Source organism: Bacillus sp. SJS, from assembly GCF_000732485.2.
Classification (GTDB): domain Bacteria; phylum Bacillota; class Bacilli; order Bacillales; family Bacillaceae; genus Metabacillus_B; species Metabacillus_B sediminis.
In genome coordinates, this window is the sequence record NZ_JAQV02000022.1 from 56,995 (window position 1) to 75,368 (window position 18,374).

The 18,374-nt window shown below is 45.5% G+C and carries 19 protein-coding genes; 10 read left to right on the plus strand and 9 right to left on the minus strand.

Annotated features, from left to right (window positions below; all coding sequences use genetic code 11):
* Nucleotides 1–38: 38 nt before the first annotated feature.
* A complete protein-coding gene (locus AS29_RS12575; protein WP_156505948.1) occupies nucleotides 39–275 on the plus strand; it encodes a hypothetical protein in 237 nt (78 codons plus the stop codon).
* A 56-nt stretch (nucleotides 276–331) separates the two neighbouring features.
* Here the strand turns inward: AS29_RS12575 and AS29_RS12580 are convergent, their stop codons facing one another.
* The 5 genes from AS29_RS12580 to AS29_RS12605 all read right to left on the minus strand — a co-directional run bounded on the left by AS29_RS12580 (nucleotide 332) and on the right by AS29_RS12605 (nucleotide 7,912).
* A complete protein-coding gene (locus AS29_RS12580; RefSeq protein WP_035407312.1) occupies nucleotides 332–1,090 on the minus strand; it encodes an STAS domain-containing protein in 759 nt (252 codons plus the stop codon).
* On the minus strand, nucleotides 1,080–1,739 hold the full coding sequence (locus AS29_RS12585; protein WP_035407315.1) for a cobalamin B12-binding domain-containing protein: 660 nt from the start codon (nucleotides 1,737–1,739) through the stop codon (nucleotides 1,080–1,082). The genes AS29_RS12580 and AS29_RS12585 overlap by 11 nt, the downstream gene beginning before the upstream one ends.
* Before the next feature lie 180 nt (nucleotides 1,740–1,919).
* On the minus strand, nucleotides 1,920–3,815 hold the full coding sequence (locus AS29_RS12590; RefSeq protein WP_035407318.1) for an ABC-F family ATP-binding cassette domain-containing protein: 1,896 nt from the start codon (nucleotides 3,813–3,815) through the stop codon (nucleotides 1,920–1,922).
* 20 nt (nucleotides 3,816–3,835) lie between these two features.
* Nucleotides 3,836–6,001, minus strand: a complete 2,166-nt coding sequence (locus tag AS29_RS12595) for a DNA topoisomerase III (protein WP_035407321.1) — start codon at nucleotides 5,999–6,001, stop codon at nucleotides 3,836–3,838.
* Between the two features lie 741 nt (nucleotides 6,002–6,742).
* Entirely contained in the window at nucleotides 6,743–7,912 is a 1,170-nt protein-coding gene (locus tag AS29_RS12605; protein ID WP_035407801.1) for a DEAD/DEAH box helicase, read from the minus strand.
* Nucleotides 7,913–8,069: 157 nt separating this feature from the next.
* Between AS29_RS12605 and AS29_RS12610 the strand changes: the two genes are divergently transcribed.
* Genes AS29_RS12610 through AS29_RS12620 form a run of 3 tightly spaced genes read left to right on the plus strand, consistent with a single transcriptional unit; the run spans nucleotide 8,070 to nucleotide 9,288 of the window.
* Nucleotides 8,070–8,642, plus strand: a complete 573-nt coding sequence (locus tag AS29_RS12610; RefSeq protein WP_035407325.1) for a TetR/AcrR family transcriptional regulator — start codon at nucleotides 8,070–8,072, stop codon at nucleotides 8,640–8,642.
* The gene (locus AS29_RS12615; RefSeq protein ID WP_035407328.1) at nucleotides 8,639–8,974 is read left to right on the plus strand and encodes a DMT family transporter; all 336 of its coding nucleotides are present in this window, start codon (nucleotides 8,639–8,641) and stop codon (nucleotides 8,972–8,974) included. Before AS29_RS12610 ends, AS29_RS12615 begins: the two co-directional genes overlap by 4 nt.
* On the plus strand, nucleotides 8,974–9,288 hold the full coding sequence (locus tag AS29_RS12620) for a DMT family transporter (protein ID WP_035407333.1): 315 nt from the start codon (nucleotides 8,974–8,976) through the stop codon (nucleotides 9,286–9,288). The genes AS29_RS12615 and AS29_RS12620 overlap by 1 nt, the downstream gene beginning before the upstream one ends.
* A gap of 37 nt (nucleotides 9,289–9,325) precedes the next feature.
* On the opposite strand, the gene AS29_RS12625 is transcribed toward AS29_RS12620, so the two are convergent.
* The gene (locus AS29_RS12625; RefSeq protein WP_035407336.1) at nucleotides 9,326–10,615 is read right to left on the minus strand and encodes an ATP-binding protein; all 1,290 of its coding nucleotides are present in this window, start codon (nucleotides 10,613–10,615) and stop codon (nucleotides 9,326–9,328) included.
* Between the two features lie 220 nt (nucleotides 10,616–10,835).
* Here AS29_RS12625 and AS29_RS12630 point away from each other — a divergent pair, with 220 nt between their 5' ends.
* Nucleotides 10,836–11,018, plus strand: coding sequence for a hypothetical protein (locus AS29_RS12630; protein ID WP_035407339.1), 183 nt, complete (start codon nucleotides 10,836–10,838; stop codon nucleotides 11,016–11,018).
* 56 nt (nucleotides 11,019–11,074) lie between these two features.
* Here the strand turns inward: AS29_RS12630 and AS29_RS12635 are convergent, their stop codons facing one another.
* A complete protein-coding gene (locus tag AS29_RS12635; RefSeq protein WP_051860662.1) occupies nucleotides 11,075–11,689 on the minus strand; it encodes a cell wall hydrolase in 615 nt (204 codons plus the stop codon).
* A 226-nt stretch (nucleotides 11,690–11,915) separates the two neighbouring features.
* Between AS29_RS12635 and AS29_RS12640 the strand changes: the two genes are divergently transcribed.
* The 5 genes from AS29_RS12640 (at nucleotide 11,916) to AS29_RS12660 (ending at nucleotide 15,711) form a co-directional block, all read left to right on the plus strand.
* Complete coding sequence (locus AS29_RS12640) at nucleotides 11,916–12,329, plus strand: MarR family winged helix-turn-helix transcriptional regulator (protein ID WP_035407342.1); 414 nt, start codon at nucleotides 11,916–11,918, stop codon at nucleotides 12,327–12,329.
* A gap of 71 nt (nucleotides 12,330–12,400) precedes the next feature.
* Nucleotides 12,401–13,591 (plus strand): MFS transporter, encoded by a 1,191-nt coding sequence (locus tag AS29_RS12645; protein ID WP_035407346.1) that lies wholly within the window; start codon nucleotides 12,401–12,403, stop codon nucleotides 13,589–13,591.
* Between the two features lie 142 nt (nucleotides 13,592–13,733).
* Complete coding sequence (locus AS29_RS12650; protein ID WP_035407349.1) at nucleotides 13,734–13,961, plus strand: AbrB/MazE/SpoVT family DNA-binding domain-containing protein; 228 nt, start codon at nucleotides 13,734–13,736, stop codon at nucleotides 13,959–13,961.
* A gap of 16 nt (nucleotides 13,962–13,977) precedes the next feature.
* Entirely contained in the window at nucleotides 13,978–14,475 is a 498-nt protein-coding gene (locus tag AS29_RS12655) for a cation:proton antiporter regulatory subunit (protein WP_035407353.1), read from the plus strand.
* Between the two features lie 6 nt (nucleotides 14,476–14,481).
* Nucleotides 14,482–15,711 carry a cation:proton antiporter gene (locus tag AS29_RS12660; protein WP_035407356.1) on the plus strand — a complete coding sequence of 410 codons (1,230 nt, stop codon included), beginning with the start codon at nucleotides 14,482–14,484 and terminating at the stop codon, nucleotides 15,709–15,711.
* A 46-nt stretch (nucleotides 15,712–15,757) separates the two neighbouring features.
* Here the strand turns inward: AS29_RS12660 and AS29_RS12665 are convergent, their stop codons facing one another.
* Together AS29_RS12665 and AS29_RS12670 are read right to left on the minus strand one after the other, a co-directional pair.
* Entirely contained in the window at nucleotides 15,758–17,512 is a 1,755-nt protein-coding gene (locus AS29_RS12665) for an ABC transporter ATP-binding protein (protein WP_051860663.1), read from the minus strand.
* Nucleotides 17,505–18,287, minus strand: coding sequence for a MerR family transcriptional regulator (locus tag AS29_RS12670; protein WP_035407358.1), 783 nt, complete (start codon nucleotides 18,285–18,287; stop codon nucleotides 17,505–17,507). Before AS29_RS12670 ends, AS29_RS12665 begins: the two co-directional genes overlap by 8 nt.
* Between the last annotated feature and the right edge of the window lie 87 nt (nucleotides 18,288–18,374).

The window sequence follows — 18,374 nt, forward strand, 5'->3', positions numbered from 1 at the left end:
TGCTTAATAAATATTTACTAAAGGAGGAAGACAACTGGATGAGAAGCGTCAGAAAAACAATTTGCACCATTATTTTATTCACATTAATGGCAGGCTGCAGTCAAACGGACAATGATTACTCTGTTTTTGCAAACCACGAAAACAACAGCGATGAATTGAGGAAATCTCTTTTGGAATGTTTAAATAGCGAAAAAATCGACTATAAGGTCGACAATAATAAAAATGTATTAATAAGAGAGAAGGATATGAAACAAGCGGTTGCAAGCTGTTCCTAGGGTGAAACCGCTCCTCCATACAAGCAAACCCCATTGGCATAAAGCCCATGGGGTTTCTACTTTACAGAAAAGTATGACTGAATGGCTCTTGGCAAGGTACTGACAGATTGAACATCCAGAGCTGCTCCTGATTGGTTCATCGCCTTTACATGGGCGGGGGTGAGTCCTGTAAATACAGCCTCCACGCCCATAAGTCTGAATTCGGCTATAAGTTTTCCAAGCTCCATCAATCCATCTCCATTTAATACTCCAATTCCGTGGAAATCGAAAATCGCATGCTCATAGTCTTGTTCATGCATGCTGTTCAATAGCCTTGTCCGATTCCTGTTTATGAGATTTTCGTCCAGGTTACCAAAGAGCGGCACGAGCACAAGCTTAGACGTAAGAGTGATAGCCGGGCCTGATAACTCAGTAATTTTATCCAATAATTGTTCGAGTGCTTCTTTTTGAAAAAGCAGTTCCAAATCGGTTTCCGCCAAACGCCTTTGCTGGTGGCTGATTTTTGAAAGAAGCTCTTCCATATGACGGTCCTGGCCTGTACAGATGAGATGTCCCGCCTCGCCAGCCCACTTTACGGAAATCTTAAAGGTTGCTGCAGACTCCCGCTTCGTCATCAACGCAAGCTCTGTCTCCATCTTCCCTTCCCCCGAAAGGAATTTTTCAGCCTTTGTCCGGCTCCCGCTATCGGTAAGTTCCAGAAACGATGAGCCTTCCCGGAATGAAAAAAGATCCCTTGCTTCCTCAGAAAATTCAAGGATCTCAAACTGCCGATTTATTTTGAAATAAGGTATGGGCATGTGTCGGCTATTTGACAAATCGGGTTCCTCCGGAGCGCTCTAAATCGAACCATTCAGCAAGCTGGGTCAAGGTAGGAATAAACCTCGTTTTCTCAGAGCCAAATTTGGTAAAGTCATGGGTAAGGAGAAGCCTGCCCCCAAGAAGGACAATCGGATTGGTTTCAATAGACTCCAGCCTGCTGATATACTCCTTCAGCTGACCGGCTCGGTAATTTAAGCTGAAAGATAGCCCAATGACTTCCGGCTTCCATTTTTCCGCGGCAGATAACGCAAATTCAAGAGGAAGATTCGGACCCATGAATTTCGTCTGCCAGCCATTTTCCTCAAAGAGAATATGAACCATTTTCAAGCCAATATAATGGTCTTCATCCTGTACGCATAAAAACATGGCTTTCTTACCGGTTTCCATAACCGGCTTGTTTTCTCTCATATAATGCTGATATTTTGAAAGGATATAATCACAGGTTGAAGTAGCGAGATGCTCATCTGCTACGGTAATCTCATTATTCTCCCAAAGTACTCCTACATGCTGCATCGCTTTGGTTAGAACGTCCTCAAACAGAGCCAGTGTAGTCGCTCCTTCACGAATGTGAATCTGCACCGTTTCCCATGAGGCTTCATGGTCTCCTTCAAGAAGAAACCGTGCCAATTTTTCAGGAGGATTCATCGTTTCACCCCTAACTGGTAGATTCTCTGAATACTACCCTACCACCTTTCCCAAGAAATAACGAACGAAAGGGGCTGGTAAATTTATCTTTGACGTTTTAAAATGATACCATTTTTTAGCGAGAAACTGAATTAAAACGATGAAAAAACCGCCGTAATGGGAACGGCGGCCTATCTTTTCCTATGATTTAGCCTGTTCAATTTCTTCAAGAATGAGGGAGAGCTCTTCCCAGCGCTGCATAGAGTATTCGAGCCTCTCTTCTGCTGCCTTCTGCTCCTCCATAAGCTTTTGAATTTTGCCAAAATCACTTCCGGCTCCATCAATGTTTGCCTGAAGTTCTGAAAGCTTTTCTTCAAGAGCTGCGATTTGATCTTCAAGCCCATTCCATTCCTGCTGCTCTTTATAGGAAAGTTTTTTTCTTGTTTCTTTCACAGCCTGAGGAAGTTCAGCGGCTTTTAACTCTTTTTTTGCGGCCGTCTGCTTTTTACGCTCCTCCATATATTCAGTGTAATTTCCATAGAAACGCTCAATATTACCCTGACCTTTAAAGACAAACAGCTGATCGATGACACGATCCAGGAAGTACCGGTCATGGGATACGGTGATGACAACTCCAGGGAAATGATCAAGATACTCCTCCAGGACCCTGAGTGTCTGTGTATCCAGATCATTCGTCGGTTCATCCAGGAATAAAACATTCGGTTCCTGCATCAGTACATTCAATAGGTAAAGACGCCGGCGTTCTCCTCCTGAGAGCTTGCGGATGTAGGTAAACTGCATCGATCGCGGAAATAAAAAGCGTTCAAGCATCTGTTCCGCTGTAATGGATGTTCCGTCTATCGTATGAACAATTTCAGCTGTTTCCTTGATATAATCAATCATCCTCAAGTTCTCGTCCATATCGGAATGATCCTGTGTGTAGTACCCAATTTTGACGGTTTCCCCAACCTCTATCATTCCGCTATCTGGCTCGATTCTGCCTGCAAGCATATTCAGCAGGGTTGTTTTCCCGCTTCCATTCGGTCCAATCAGGCCAAGCCGGTCTCCCGGTACAACAAGATAACTGAAATCCTGAACAAGCTGCAGATCGGCAAACCTTTTGCTGACATCGGTCAGTTCCATCACCTTTTTGCCGAGCCTTACGCTGCCTAAAGCAAATTGCAGATCATGCTTCGTGTTGTCGAATTTCTGCTCTTTCATATCTTCGACACGCTGAATGCGCGCTTTTTGCTTCGTCGTTCTCGCCTTTGCACCGCGGCGCAGCCAGGCAAGCTCGCGTCTTAATGTATTGTGATGCTTTGCCTCGCTCTGGACAGCAAGCTCTTCACGCTCCGCCTTTTTCTCAAGGAACATTTCATAGTTCCCTTCATACGTATAAAGCTGACCTTTATCAAGCTCGAAAATTTGATTCGTGACCCGGTTAAGGAAGTACCGGTCATGGGTTACGACAATAAACGCTCCTTTATACTGCGCAAGAAAAGCCTCCAGCCATTCAATCGTATCCTGATCAAGATGGTTCGTCGGTTCATCCAAAATAAGAAGATTTGCAGGCTGAATGAGTGCCTTTGCAATGGCTACCCGTTTTTTCTGGCCGCCGGAAAGCTCGCTGATTTTTTTCGTAAAGCTTGTAACGCCAAGACGGGTCAGAACCGTTTTGGCCGTTGTAATCGCATCCCAGGCATTCAGTTCATCCACCTTTTGCTGCATAGCCATGAGAGCTGCCTGCTTCTTTTCATCTGCCGGATTCTCTTCAAGAGAAGCGAGGGCTTTTTCGTAGTCCCTCATCCCCTTCATGATCGCTGCCTCTCCGTAATAAATCTGGTCGAGAACAGTTAATTCCTCGTTCAAATCCGATTGCTGCGGCAAATATTCTATATGAAATTGATTCGCGTGCGTCATGGTACCGGACTCAGCCGTCTCTAAACCTGCCAAATATTTAAGCAGTGTTGATTTACCTGTTCCATTTACACCAATCAGACCGATGCGGTGCTTTTCAGATATAGAGAAAGAAAGGTGATCAAAGAGCACCTTTTCCCCATATGTTTTATATAAATTTTCAACCGATAACATACTCATACATGATCAACCTTTGGATTTTATTTGAGCTTCAGCTTTGCCAGTGCATCCGCTAAAGCATTGTTGGAAAAATCATCATCCTGCTTTTTCATATAATTCGCCACTTCTTTTTTGGATACCTTCTGATTCTTCTCTTTGCCTTTGCGCTCATTGAAGGCAGAGAGTTTTTCACGGTGTCCGCATGAACACGTAAACATCTGTCCTTCCCCTTCACCGCGGAGTTCAAGGCGTTTGTGGCATTTCGGGCAGCGGGCATTTGTCGTCTTGGAAATGTTTTTCCTGTTTCCGCACTCACGGTCCTGACATACAAGCATTTTGCCTTTTTTGCCCTTCACTTCAAGCATCAGCTTGCCGCAATCCGGGCATTTAGTTCCCGTTACGTTATCATGCTTAAACTTTTGCTCGCTGTTTTTTATATCCGAAACAACCTGGCCTGCGTATGTTTTCATTTCTAAAATGAATGTATCCTTAGGAAGCTTGCCCTTGGCGATGGCTGCGAGCTTCTGTTCCCACTCAGCCGTCAGAACCGGAGACTTCAATTCTTCCGGAACGAGTCCGAGAAGCTGCTTGCCCTTCGATGTAACCGCCAGATCCTTGCCGCGCTTTTCAATGACGAAAGAACTGAACAGCTTTTCGATAATATCAGCACGGGTCGCCACCGTACCCAGCCCGCCTGTCTCACCAATCGTTTTAATCAGGTCTTTGTCTTCACCAGCCATAAATTTCGCCGGGTTTTCCATGGCCGACAGAAGTGTACCTTCATTGAACCGTTCCGGAGGCTTCGTTTCTCCTGAAGTTTGAGAAATGACCGGGTCAATCCGGTCTCCCTCTTTGACAAGCGGCACATCTGAAGCAGACTCTTCATCCGGGTCTTTTCCGGCTGCTTCCTTCCATCCCAAGGATAGAACACGGTTGCCCCTCGCCGTAAATTCCTCACCGCCAATAACAGCGGTAATGGACGTTTGTTCGTATTCGTAAGGATCTGATAAAACTGCTAAAAACCGTCTGACAATCAAATCATAAATGTTTCGTTCCTGGCTCGTCAGCGAGGATTGAAGCGGTGTTTCCTCGGTTGGAATAATCGCATGGTGATCGGATACCTTCGTATCATCAACAAACGCTTTACTCACCTTAATCCCTTTTCTCAATATAGCCGCCGCATAAGGAGCATAGGGTTTAACCTCAACAGCTTTCACGCGTTCCTTCAGCGTGCTTGCCATATCCGAGGTCAAATACCTGGAATCCGTACGGGGGTATGTGACCGCCTTATGCTGTTCATAAAGCTTTTGCATAATCGATAGCGTCTGCTTTGCTGAGTACTCAAAACGTTTATAAGCCTCCCGCTGCAGTTCGGTTAAATCATACAATGCCGGTGCAAAGCTCTTCTTTTTCGTTCTTTTAACTTCCTTGATTACACCGTCTTCATTTTGAAGCTTTTTCAGAAGATTGCCGGCCTGCTCTGAATCGAACATTCTTGTTTCATTAGTTTTTCCGTTTCTCCAAGTCAGCTTAAGACCATCCTTTGTCGAAGCGGAAAGGCCATAAAATGGTTTCGGCTTAAATTGGCTGATTTCCTCTTCCCGCTTTGCAATCATCGCAAGTGTCGGTGTCTGAACCCGGCCGCAGGAAAGCTGTGCATTGAATTTCGTCGTCAGCGCACGCGTAGCATTAATACCGACATACCAATCGGCCTCCGAACGGGCAACAGCTGAATGGTAAAGGAACTCATACTCCTTGCCATCCTTCAGATTCTTAAATCCCTGGCGAATCGCCTGATCAGTAACGGATGAAATCCACAAACGCTTCAACGGCTTATTGACCTTCGCCTTCTCAAGTATCCAGCGCGCAACAAGCTCGCCTTCGCGCCCGGCATCCGTTGCAATCACAATTTCCTTCACATCTCCGCGTGTCAAAAGAGCCTTCACCGCATGAAACTGCTTGCTGCTCTGTTTAATAACCGTCAGCTTTAAATGATCCGGCATAATCGGAAGCTCATTCAAATCCCAAGACTTATACTTCTGGTCATACGCCTCCGGATCGGCAAGCGTCACTAAATGTCCGAGCGCCCACGTCACAATATACTGGCCGCCCTCCAAAAAACCATTTCCCTTCCGTTCCGCCTTCAGAACGCGTGCAATATCCCTTGCTACTGATGGCTTCTCAGCCAAAACAACCGTCTTACTCATGTCAACATCCTTTCAAGGCAGGGAAAACCTGCCTGCTTTATATAAATCGCAGAAATCCGTGCGAAAATAGCCTTCTTACAGTTTATCAGAAATTAGGGCGGGTGCAAGGAATCGGGGGATGGCATGTCTTTGCACTGACCCCCAGTACTGCACCGCGATGGGGGAATGAGCAAAGAGCGGACAAACCCTTGCCTGGCAATGCCCTTGATAAGGGGGGACGGAGGTTTAGTGCTATAGTGGAACGGGGGTCAGTGCATTGCACTGACCCTCCATATAGTAACGCAATGGGGGAACAAGCAAAGAGCACGCCCCCCCTTATCCCAGTTGACTTGAAAAGCAACGGGGACGGAGGTTTAATACTTTAGCAGAACGGGGGTCAGTGCAAGGCAAATATAGCGAGCATAAATAGATAGCTTATCCGCGCCTGACCCGCTCTGCTTTAAAGCAGCAGGGGACGCAGGCTGCGGTCCTCGATCCTTTGCGCCCCAGCCGTTTGCAGAGGCGGTGCCGGAGCTTTCGTCTGATGCAGAACCGCGGGACTGGCACCGTGCCAGTCCCCTTATTCTTCACCGCAGCGGGGGACAGAGGCAGCTCTCCTCAATTCCTTGCGCCCCAACCGTTCATCGGACCAGGTACCGGAGCTTTAATCCTTTATCAGAGTGCGGGTCAGACACCCGCACGCCACCGCCCCCCCCCCACCAAAACAAAAAAGAACCCCGCCAAAGCGAGGGTCCTCCATGATTATCTCTTTCTTCCATTCCGCAGCCGTTCTTCTTCCGTTAAAATATTCCCGCCAAACAATACGTTGCGTTCAAGTTCGATGCCGAGCTTTTTAGCATATTGCTTCAATTCGCGTTCTTCGCGTTCGGTTACGAGTGAGATGACGTTTCCGTTTGTCTTGGAACCAAGTCTGCCTGTTCGGCCGGAACGGTGAACGAATTGGTCGATGTCTTCCGGGAAGTCCAGGTGGACAACCTGCTCAAGGTCTTGGATGTCCAGGCCTCTTGCTGCCACATCTGTTGCGATAAGCAAAGGCGTGTCGCCTTTGCGGAATTTCCTCAGTGCTGCTTCCCGGTCGGTTTTGCCGCTTTCGCTGTGGAGGATGCTGACGGGCATCCGGTCATATGCGAGCTTTTCGGCAGCTACGTTGACACTTCCGATGTCTTTCATGAATGCGAGCGTTTTGACAGGCGCGGCTCTCATGATTTTTTCCAATGCCTTCAGCTTGTCGCGCTGTTCGCTGACAATGTAGAGATGGCGTACTTCGGATTTGATTGCCTGCTCGCGGTCTACACTGATTTTGACCGGCTCATTCATCATCTCGGCGGCCATTTCTTCTGTTTTTGGAGACAGGGTCGCAGAGTATAGAAGCAGCTGTCGGTCGCGCTGGGTGCTTTTGATGACTTCGCCGATCGTTTTCATGTGCTCAGGTACAAGAAGCTGATCCCCTTCATCAAGAACGACCGTTTTGACTTCATGCATCTTAAGCTTTTTCATTTTAATCAGCTCAAGAACCTTTCCTGGCGTTCCGCTGATAATGTGAGGGTTCTTTTTTAGCTTTTCGAGCTGGCGCTTCGGATTGGCTCCTCCGATAAAGGATGCGGTTCTTAGCTCGCTTCCTTTGATCCATTCCTGAATAACGGAATGAATTTGCATAACAAGCTCATGGGATGAGGCTAGAATAATCGCTTGGGGCTGCTTGCCCTCTGCATTCAATTTTTCGAGAACCGGGAGCAGGTAAGCAAGCGTTTTTCCGCTTCCTGTCGGTGATTTTGCTAAAACATCTTTATTTTCCATAATCGGCTGAACCGATTGGGCTTGTACGGATGTGGGAGCTGGAAATTCGGACTGCTTCCATGCCTCCTGGATAAACGGCTGGAATGCTTGTATAAATGAAGTTTCCTGTGACATTCCTTCAACACCTTTTCTAATCGTTATTTTTTTGAGAACGAACATTGTAAATAATAGCATTATTCAGGTGGAAAAGCCATGTCTCTCCTTTTAGATTTGACTGGAAATACTGCCTGTGCTACGATGGCTTACGAACGGTCGTAAGGGAGTGGATAATATGACAGCGGACGAATTAAAGCAAAAAGCCCTGATGATTTTTTCTCGGCATGGCTACGAAGGGGCTTCCCTATCGCTTATAGCGGATGAAGCCGGTATAAAGAAGCAATCCATCTATTCGCATTTTAAAAGCAAGGATGAGCTTTTCCTTAAAGCTGCTGAAGAGGTTTTTCAAAATGAACTGAATCGGGCACTGTCTAATATAAAACATGGCAGTGAATCGAATCTGAAAGAAACACTTTATCAATTTCTGGCTGATTATATGGAAAAATACGAGCAGAATCCAGAAACCCGTTTTTGGCTGCGGATCTCCTTTTTCCCGCCGGGCCATCTATATGATTCTGTAATGGTACAGGTATACCGGCATCTCGATACATTGGAGGAGGCGCTGACTGCACTCTTTGCACAGGCAGAAATCCGTGCAAACCCGGAGCAGGCTGCTATTGCTTTTTTAGGTGTACTGGACAGCGTGTTTGTTGAAATGCTATATGGAGGAAAAGAAAGACAGATTAAAAGACTGGACGCCGCCTGGAACATCTTCTGGAATGGGATTGCATTGGAGGGATTAAAATGAACCGGTATTGGATTTATGTGATACTCGCCTCTGTTTTTGAAGTAGGCTGGGTTATTGGATTAAAGCATGCATACGATTTGCTCACGTGGATTGCTACCATCATCGCGATCACAGTCAGTTTTACTGTTATGATTGTTGCAAGCTCGAAGCTTCCCGTCGGAACGGTGTATGCGGTATTTGTCGGTCTCGGTTCAGCCGGGACGATTTTAGCGGATATCCTCTTCTTCGCACAGCCGGTTGATCCGGTTAAGCTTCTTCTGATTGGTATACTGCTTGCAGGTGTGATCGGCCTTAAAATGGTCACCGAAGATCCGGAAGGAGAGACAGGGTAATGGCATGGATTGTAATTGTTGCTGCCGGCTTATTTGAAATGCTTGGCGTTGTCCTGCTGAACAGGGTTGCAAGGAACAGGAGTTTCCGGAATATTCTCTTGCTCGCTGCCTCCTTCACAGCAAGCTTCAGCCTGCTTTCCATTGCCATGCAGTCCCTGCCGATGGGGACGGCTTATGCCATCTGGACAGGAATTGGCGCAGCAGGCGGTGCGCTGCTGGGCATGATTCTGTATGGAGAATCAAAGGAATGGAAAAGGATTTTATTCATTGCATTAATATTAGGATCTACCATTGGTTTAAAGGTAATTGCTTAAACTTAAAAAGGGCTGCTCCCTATGGAGACAGCTCTTTTTATTTTGCAAGCGGCACTTCAACCTCAACAGTTGTTCCTTTGCCTACCGTACTGGCAAAACGGATGGAGCCCTTATGACGTTTAACAATGCTGAAGCAGACAGCAAGACCAAGACCGGTTCCTTTTTCTTTGGTAGAGTAAAAAGGTTCTCCTAATTTGGCGAGCCGTTCTTCCTCCATTCCTGCTCCGTCATCTTCAATGCGGACCATCGCTGCTGCCCCGTTTGAAGACAGCTTTATTTTAATCAAACCGCTATCATCAATCGCTTCAATTGCATTTTTAAGCAAATTCAGGAAAACCTGCTTGAGCTGATTTTGATCACAATAGATGTGCATCATATCCATGCTCTCATCCTCAAGCTGGATCATCACATTCTTCATATTCGCCTCACCTTCAATAAGCACCATGACGTGGCTCATGATGGAAAGGAGATTTTCTTTTCGGAAAACCACATCCTGCCTTTTCCCGAGAGCAAGCATTTCTCCGGAAATCAAATTGATCCGGTCGATTTCCGACATCATGATGTCCAGATGCTGATCGTCCAACTTTCTTGTAGACGACATAAGCTGGACAAATCCTTTTAGTGAAGTGAGCGGGTTGCGGATTTCATGGGCGACGGAAGCTGCAAGCTCGCCGATGATGGACATCTTTTCCGTTGTAATCATCAGCTCTTCATTCGCCTTAAATTCCGTAATATCACGGCCAATTCCGAATACGCCTTGGATTTCTCCGTCTACTACGATCGGCAGTAGGGAACAGCGCAAAATCCGTTTCTGCTTCAGGCGGTTGCGGACGGTGAGCTCAAATTTTTGCGGGTGCCCGGCTATCACTTTTCTAAACAGGGCGGTTGCCATCTCCCATTCAGAAGGAATGACAAATTCAAGTGCGTCTCTGCCTTTAATATAAGATTCTTTATATCCGATAATCAATTCGCCTTCCGGATTAAGAGCCATAAGTTTCCCCTGACTATCCGCTTCAAAAACTCCGTCCGGATTATGATGAAAAAGAGAGCGATAGTGTTCGTTGCTTCTTTCAAGCTCTTTTTCTTTTTGCTCTAGTTTTTCCTTCGAATGCAGGATGCGCTTTGTCCGGCTGTAAACAAGAAGATACAGGCCTGCGCTAGTCGCCAAAATGAAAATCCAGCCTTTATAATGCTGAAAAAAATTATATAATTTCAAATCCTGCTTTGCGATCAGCAGTGATGCATAGTCCGTTGCAAAGATCCACAAAACGCCTATAATTAAATAGATGATGGCAATTCTAAATGCAATTTTCCTGGATGGTTCCATAGTCGTCCACCTAACAATCTTTATTCTTCTACTATTGTAACGAAAACAAAACCGCATATGTGAAAAATCTTCTGGTAAATCATAGTTTTCCGGTTTCTTATCTTACCTGATTCAGATTCTGCGGGTTATGGATAAATTTTCAAATAAAAATTGTTTTTGAAAAGCTTATAATACGGGTACATAGTTTACATGCAGAATGTCAGCGGGGAGGACATAGAAGGTGAACGGAATTATTTTATTTGCTGTTGCAGCATTTCTATTGATGACCTTTCGGCTCGTGACCGTTGTTCGAATGAAAAATGCACCAAGAGGCAATAAGCGAATGGCCTGGCTGCTTTATGGCATTGGAATTGGGGCATTAGCCGGAGCAGTGCTTGTTCTGATCAATTCAGTTCCGGTTTAATGCAGAGAAAAAAGGAGCGGATCCCCGAGGATCCGCTCCTTTTTGGTTAAGCCACATTATTTCGCAAATACATGGTTGCCGATTTCCGTTGTTACATCTTTTCCGTCAAGGAAGCTTGAGCTTGCTTTGTCCGGATTATAGAAATACAGCGCACCTTTGCTGATGCTTGAGTATGAAATGGCTTCGTTTACTGCATCTTTGGATTCCTGGCTTGCAGGATTATTAATCGTTCCGTTATCGACTGGTGAGAATTGGCCTTCTTCATAAATAACATCTTTAACTGTATCAGGGAATTCATCGCTTGCGACACGGTTCATGATGACCGTCGCAACCGCAACTTTTCCTTCGTAGGACTCACCCTTTGCCTCTGCTTCTACGAGGCGGGCAAGTAATTCTTTATCTTCATCAGAAACTGCTTGCTCAGCGCCTTTCACATCTTCTGCGCCGGCTACAGGAACTTGAAGGGTTTCACCTGTGAAAATCATATTATCGGTACGGCTGTTTGCTTCCTTCAATGCATCGATGGAGACACCGTACTCCTGTCCAATTTTATAAAAAGAATCACCTTGTTGGACCTTATAGCTTTCAGCACTTGCTGCGCTCGCCTGCCCAGCAAATGATAGAGCTCCGATTACAATGCTTGAGGATAATACTAGACCTTTGGCTTTCATATATGTTTCCTCCCTTTATGTTTGCTCTTAAACAACCCTAACAGAAATAAAATATGGATTCAAAGGATAAAACTTCCCCGTTAAGAGTTTCATAGGCAATCTATCCACTTCTCGCCAATAGAGGGGCAACATTCTTCACAATTACACACTTATTCGTCTAATTTGGTTGATTTCCGTCCAATTTCAAGATAAAATGTTTACTTAGGTAAATAATAGAGGTGAAAAAATGGAGGATTCTAGTAACATTATCCATAATCTGCATCAAATCGTCCGTTACTTAACGAAGGAATCGAATGCCCGGCTTCAGGACCATGGAATATTCAGTTCTCAATGGTCTATTTTATATTGTTTAGTCCGGTTTGGTCCGATGTCACAGACCGAAATCTGGCGTTATTTGAATGTTGAAGCCCCTACGGTTACCAGGACGATTGCAAGATTAGAAGAAAGCGGATGGATTGTACGGGAACCCGGTTCAGACAAACGGGAGAAAATCGTCAGTTTAACTCCTTTCGCTATTGAAAAGCTTGAAGACATCAAACAATCGATTGCTGCCTTTGAAGAGGAGATGCTCAAAGAGTTAAATGAGAATGAGCGCCGCACCCTTACTGCTTTGCTTCAAAAAATCGGCGGCTGGAACTAAAGTCTGCAAGTCTCTCTATTAGGAAAACGCCAGTTTCTTCTATAGAATAGAATCATCAAAGGAGGTTCAACATGTCATCAACTGCACCAAAGGCTCCGATCTGGACGAAGAGTTTCATCAGCAACTTCCTGATCAACTTCTTCATCTTCTTAACTTTCTATGCCTTGCTTACCGCCCTTCCTATTTATGTACTTGAAGATTTAAATAAAACAAATGCGGAAGCCGGTCTAGTCATTACGGTTTTCATGCTTTCCGCCATTCTTGTCCGTCCGGTTTGGGGAAAGGTGCTTGAAAGGTTTGGAAAAAAACTGTGTCTCGTCATTGGCATGATTTTATTCATGCTTACGACAGTGGTTTACATTTGGGTGGATCAATTTACAGGTCTGCTTATCCTGAGGTTCATTCACGGGATTTCGTTCAGCCTGATTACAACAGCAACAGGCGCAATCGCGGCCGACATTATTCCGAAAGAGCGCCGCGGCGAGGGACTCGGCTACCACGCGATGTCCATGAATCTAGCTGTCGTTTTCGGTCCGTTTCTTTCTCTGACCCTGCTTCAGTTCACCACATTTACTGTTCTGTTCATGATTTTTTCTGTCATCGCCGCTGCAGGGGTGATTTTCAGTTTTCTTATAAAAATTGAACACATCAAAGTTCCGGCTAGAAAATTCACAGCTTCTGATTTATTTGAAAAATCCGTCATACCGATTGCTTTGATTGGCGGATTAGTTGCCTTCTCCTACTCCGGTATCATTTCCTTTATTTCGATTTATGCGAAGAGCATTGGACTCTCCGGAACAGCAAGCTACTTTTTCGTCGTATTTGCTGTTGTCATGCTTTTATCGAGACCTTTCGTCGGCCGGCTTTTTGACCGGAGAGGTGCTGCCGTTGTCATGATTCCGTCCTTCATCGTCTTTGCCGCAGGTATGCTGATGCTTAGCTTTACGGACGCATCATGGATGCTGCTTGTGTCAGGAGCCCTGATCGGACTCGGCTACGGTTCACTCGTTCCATGCTTCCAGACGCTGGCCATTCAAAAAGCACATCCTGCACGAAGCGGACATGCGACATCTACCTTCTTTACGTTTTTTGATATTGGCATCGCATTTGGCTCTTACATTCTTGGCATGCTTGCAGCGAATCTTGGGCTATCAAGCCTCTACTTGTATGCGTCCGGACTGATTATCGTCACGCTTTTGATTTTCACTGCCGTTACTCGGAAAAAACAATTGAATTATGTGCCGAAAGAGCATGTATCATAAAAGTGATGCAGACCAAATCCCGGTGATTTGGTCTTTTTCATGTTTATCATTAGATACTTTTCCAAATTTCTGTTAGAATTAAAGTAAGGAATGTAAGGAAAGTAAGCAATTCCTAGAAAACAAAGAAACAAGGAGAATGAACATGGAATTTTCCAAGCTGAGCTCAAAGGGACAGATTACCATCCCTAAGCACATCCGTGAAACGCTGAATCTTCATGAAGGAGAACGGATTGCATTTATTGAAAAGGACGGGCTCGTGATTATGACGAAGGCAGATCTTGAATCTCTTCATAATATTCAGGACATTGTAAGTGACGAGAAATTCAAACAGCTGATGCGCAAGGCCAAAAACCATCTTAACGAAGAATAAGGAAGGGGTTCATACTATGAACATTCGAGAATGCGATTTACCCGGAATCGGAAGAAAATTCGAGGCGGTTACCCGCAACAATGACAAAATCACGGTTATCATCCATGACGACGGCAGAAGAGAAATGTACCATTACGATGATGATGACCATGAAGAGAGCATCTCCAACATTACCATGAATGATGCAGAAGCAAGGCAGCTTGCCGCGATTCTCGGCGGCATGACCTATAAGCCAAAAGCAATGGAAAACATTGAGCTGGCGTTCAATGATCTCATTATCGAATGGTTTAAAGTAGAACCGGGCGCACCTGCAGTCAACCAGTCCATCGGGGATATCGATGTCCGCAGCAATTACGGGATCACCATTATTGCCATTATCAAAAAGAACCAATCGAAGCAGCTCACTCCGGGACCAGAGGCCATCATTGAAGCTGGGGATACATTGGTGATTTCCGGTGAAAGAAAAGATTTGCGTAATATTATTAAGGATTTACTATCAAATAAGGGGGGATAAGTATAGATGGATCATTTGATTTTTGAAGTAGGAACTGCACTGTTATTAGTAGCATTTGCTGCCATACTGGCAGGAAAACTTAATTTCTCCATCATCCCGTTTTTGATTGTGATTGGAATGCTAGTCGGTCCTCATGCCCCTGTCATTGGCATTATTAACCTCAGGTTCATTGAAAGCGCAGAATTCATTGATTTTCTGGGGCGCATCGGGATTCTTTTCCTTCTCTTCTACCTCGGTCTGGAATTCTCTGTCGGAAAACTCATAAAGTCTGGTAAATCGATTGTAGTTGGCGGAAGCATCTATATTTCCATCAACTTCGCTCTCGGATTCCTCTACGCGCTGATTATGGGCTTTCCGATATTAGAAGTCTTGATTATTGCAGGAATCATCACCATCTCATCAAGTGCCATCGTTGCAAAAGTGCTCGTGGATCTGCGCCGTACCGGGAATAAGGAAACGGAACTGATACTGGGCATCATCATGTTCGAGGACATCTTTTTAGCGGTCTACCTCTCCGTTGTCTCCGGTTTGATTTTGGGAGACTCCACGTCAATCGGCGGAACCATCATGTCCGTTCTGATTGCCCTTGGCTATATGCTGGCTTTCTTTATTATTGCAAGAAAAGCCACACCTCTTTTAAACAAATTACTCAACATCTCGTCTGATGAAATTTTTATCATCGTCGTGTTTGCGGCTTTGTTCTTCATTGCCGGATTTTCAGAAACGATCCATGTTGCCGAAGCAATCGGTGCCTTGCTGCTTGGTCTGGTCTTCTCTGAAACCAATCAGGGTGAACGAATCGAACATCTCGTCGTCCCATTCCGCGACTTTTTCGGCGCTATCTTCTTTTTCAGCTTTGGATTAAGCATTGATCCATTCACACTCGGAGGGGCGGTATGGCTTGCACTCGGTGCTGTAGCTATTACAATCATCGGGAACTTCGTTGCAGGCATGATTGCTGGAAGAAGAGCAGGCTTATCCCATAAAGCCTCAGCCAACATCGGACTGACTATTGTATCCCGCGGGGAATTCTCCATCATCATGGCCAATCTGGGGTTATCAGGCGGTCTGATGACCGTACTGCAGCCATTTTCGGCACTCTATGTGCTCATTCTCGCCATCCTTGGACCATTGCTCACGAAGGAATCCAAGCATATTTACAACGCGCTTAACAAGGTCTTCAAGTGGAAACAGCCGAAGGAAAAAGTGAAAGTGAAAGAAAACGTCCTTCCATAAGAAATGGGAAAGCCTAAGAATATTCTCTTGGGCTTTTTTGGTTCAATCAATTCGCCGCTTCCAGCTGAAGCTGTTTTTCGGCTAGCTTCCTGTATAGTGTGTGAGCGTTCAATAATTCTTCATGTGTTCCCTGTCCGGTCAGTCTTCCGTTTTCCAATACAAGAATCTGGTCTGCATCAACAACTGTGGATAATCTGTGGGCAATGACAAAAGTCGTCCTTCCCTTCATCAGGTTTTTCAGTGCATGCTGAACAAGAACCTCTGATTCGCTGTCGAGATTAGAGGTTGCTTCATCAAGCAGCAGCAGGGACGGATTTTTTAAAATGGCTCTTGCGATGGCAATACGCTGCCTTTGCCCTCCCGAAAGCTTGACTCCCCGCTCCCCAACCTCCGTTTCATAGCGGTCCGGCATTTTTTCGATAAACTCCGCTGCATTGGCAAGCCGGGCCGCGTTCTCCACTTCTGAATCCGCAATTTCCCGCTCAAGACCATAGCAAATATTATCCCGGATCGAACCGGACATAATCGGACTGTCCTGAGATACGTAGCCAATCTGCTTTCTCCAGCTGCGCAGGTCAAGGGTGCTGATATCCTGCCCGTCGATTTTCACGGCACCTGACACAGGTTTGTAAAAGCGTTCGATTAGAGAAAAAATGGTCGTCTTCCCGCCGCCGCTCGGTCCGACGAGGGCCACCGTTTTGCTGGGGGCAATGGTAAACGAAAGATCAGTTAAAATTGGTTTATCCTCTGAATAGCTGAAATGAATGTTCTCAAAGCGCACCTCTTTTTTCAGCACGTCCGCTTCTGAATGTCCATTCTGCTCCGTTTTCAGACTGAGCAAGTCATGAATACGGTCTGTCGCTCCCATCGCTTTTTGAAAGGCAGTAAAAAACGAAGCAAGCTGGGTGAATGGAACGATAATTTGAAAGACGTAGATAATGATGGCGACCAATGTCCCTGCCGTTAAGCTTCCGGTCGCTACCCTCACCCCTCCATAGCCAATCAGGATGACAAGAACGACCATCATAATCGTTGTCATGAACGGACTAACCACCGCCTGAATCTTCGCTTCCCGAAGGCCCAGTCTGAACAAATGGCCAATACCGCTTCTGCCCTTTTCTTCTTCAATCTTTTCGCCGCTGTAGGCCTTCACGAGTCTGACCTCACCAAGGACCCGTCCAAGATCACCGCTGAAAGAAGCCATTCCATCCTGTGTCGCTTTCGAGATTTTATACATTTTCCTTCCCATCGGCCATAGCAAAAGCATGGATAGAGGAATGACGGCAAGCATAATCGCTGTCATTTTCCAGTCAAGCATAAAGAGGATAATGACAGAACCTGCAATGGCAATGATTCCGGATATGAATGTAACAAGATGATTGGTAATCAATGTTTTGATCGTATTCGTATCCTGCGTAATCCGGCTCATCGTTTCCCCGGACTGATGCTGATCAAAATAAGAAACAGGGAGCTTTAAAATGTGTCCCCACAGCTGTTCGCGGATTCCTTTTACGATAACTTCCCCAATATACATCAGCATATAATAGGAAAACCCCGCTCCAATGGATTGCAGCACGAATGCACCAATCAGAAGGAAAATCATCCCTGTACTTAAAGCTGCAGCTCCTGCCTGATCCACCAGTTGCTTTGTAAAGATTGGCACAATCAAACCGGCTCCTGTTTCAAGCAGGCTTAAAAACAAAACGGAAACAATCATCCAGGTGGCGGGTTTATGTTTTTTCAGCAGGTTTATAAAGGCATCCAGCTGCTGTTTATCTGCTTTTTTTGCTTGTTCAGCCATGACTGTGAATTCCCCTCCCAGTGTAGTAATGTTCAAAAGCTTTTTCTATTAATTTCTCCTCCTGCCTTGTAAACGGAGAAACAGAGAAAATGTCTTGTTCTGCCCTCTCTCCTATCCGCTCCCAATCAAGGTCCATAGAAATCATGTCCGTCAAAATGTCCTGTTCTCCCAGTATTCCAGCAAGCATGTCCAGGCATTCACCGACAAGACTCTGAACCTCCGGAGATTCAGGTTTCCGGGTCCTCAGCGCTTCCTTCATCTCCTGGAAAAGCAAAGCCGTCTTTTTATGCAGATCCAGCCATTCATCCTCTGTAATGCTCTCGACCCGTTTTGTATACTTTTCAGGAAAATGCTTTTTTACCCAATCCATATGTTCCTCTTCATTTTGGATGCTGTCGATTACAAACGAGAGAATCTGCAGGTTCGGACGCTTCTCTGTTTCGAGAATTCCTATTGCATGGTCCAGAGAGAGAATAACCCGGTTTAAATGATTCTGCTTTTGTGTCATTAGCTCCTTTTGCATCCTAAGCGAGGATGTTAAATCTCCATCAGCTGCAGCAAGCAGTTCCCGGATCTGCTGGAGACTGAAATCCAGGAACTTAAGCGAAAGAATTTGCTGAAGAACGACTAAATCATCATCCTTGTAATACCTCCGTCCAGACTCGCTGACGAAGCTTGGCTTGAGCATTTCCTGCTGATCATAATAGCGGAGTGTCCGGACTGTTACGCCGGTCTTTTTTGCAAATTGTCCGATCGTATATAAGGCTTCATTCACTGGCATGACCTCCCATGCCTTCATTATATATCCTGACGTTACGTCAGAATCAAGTCCAATCAGGATAAAAATGGTATACTATTTCTG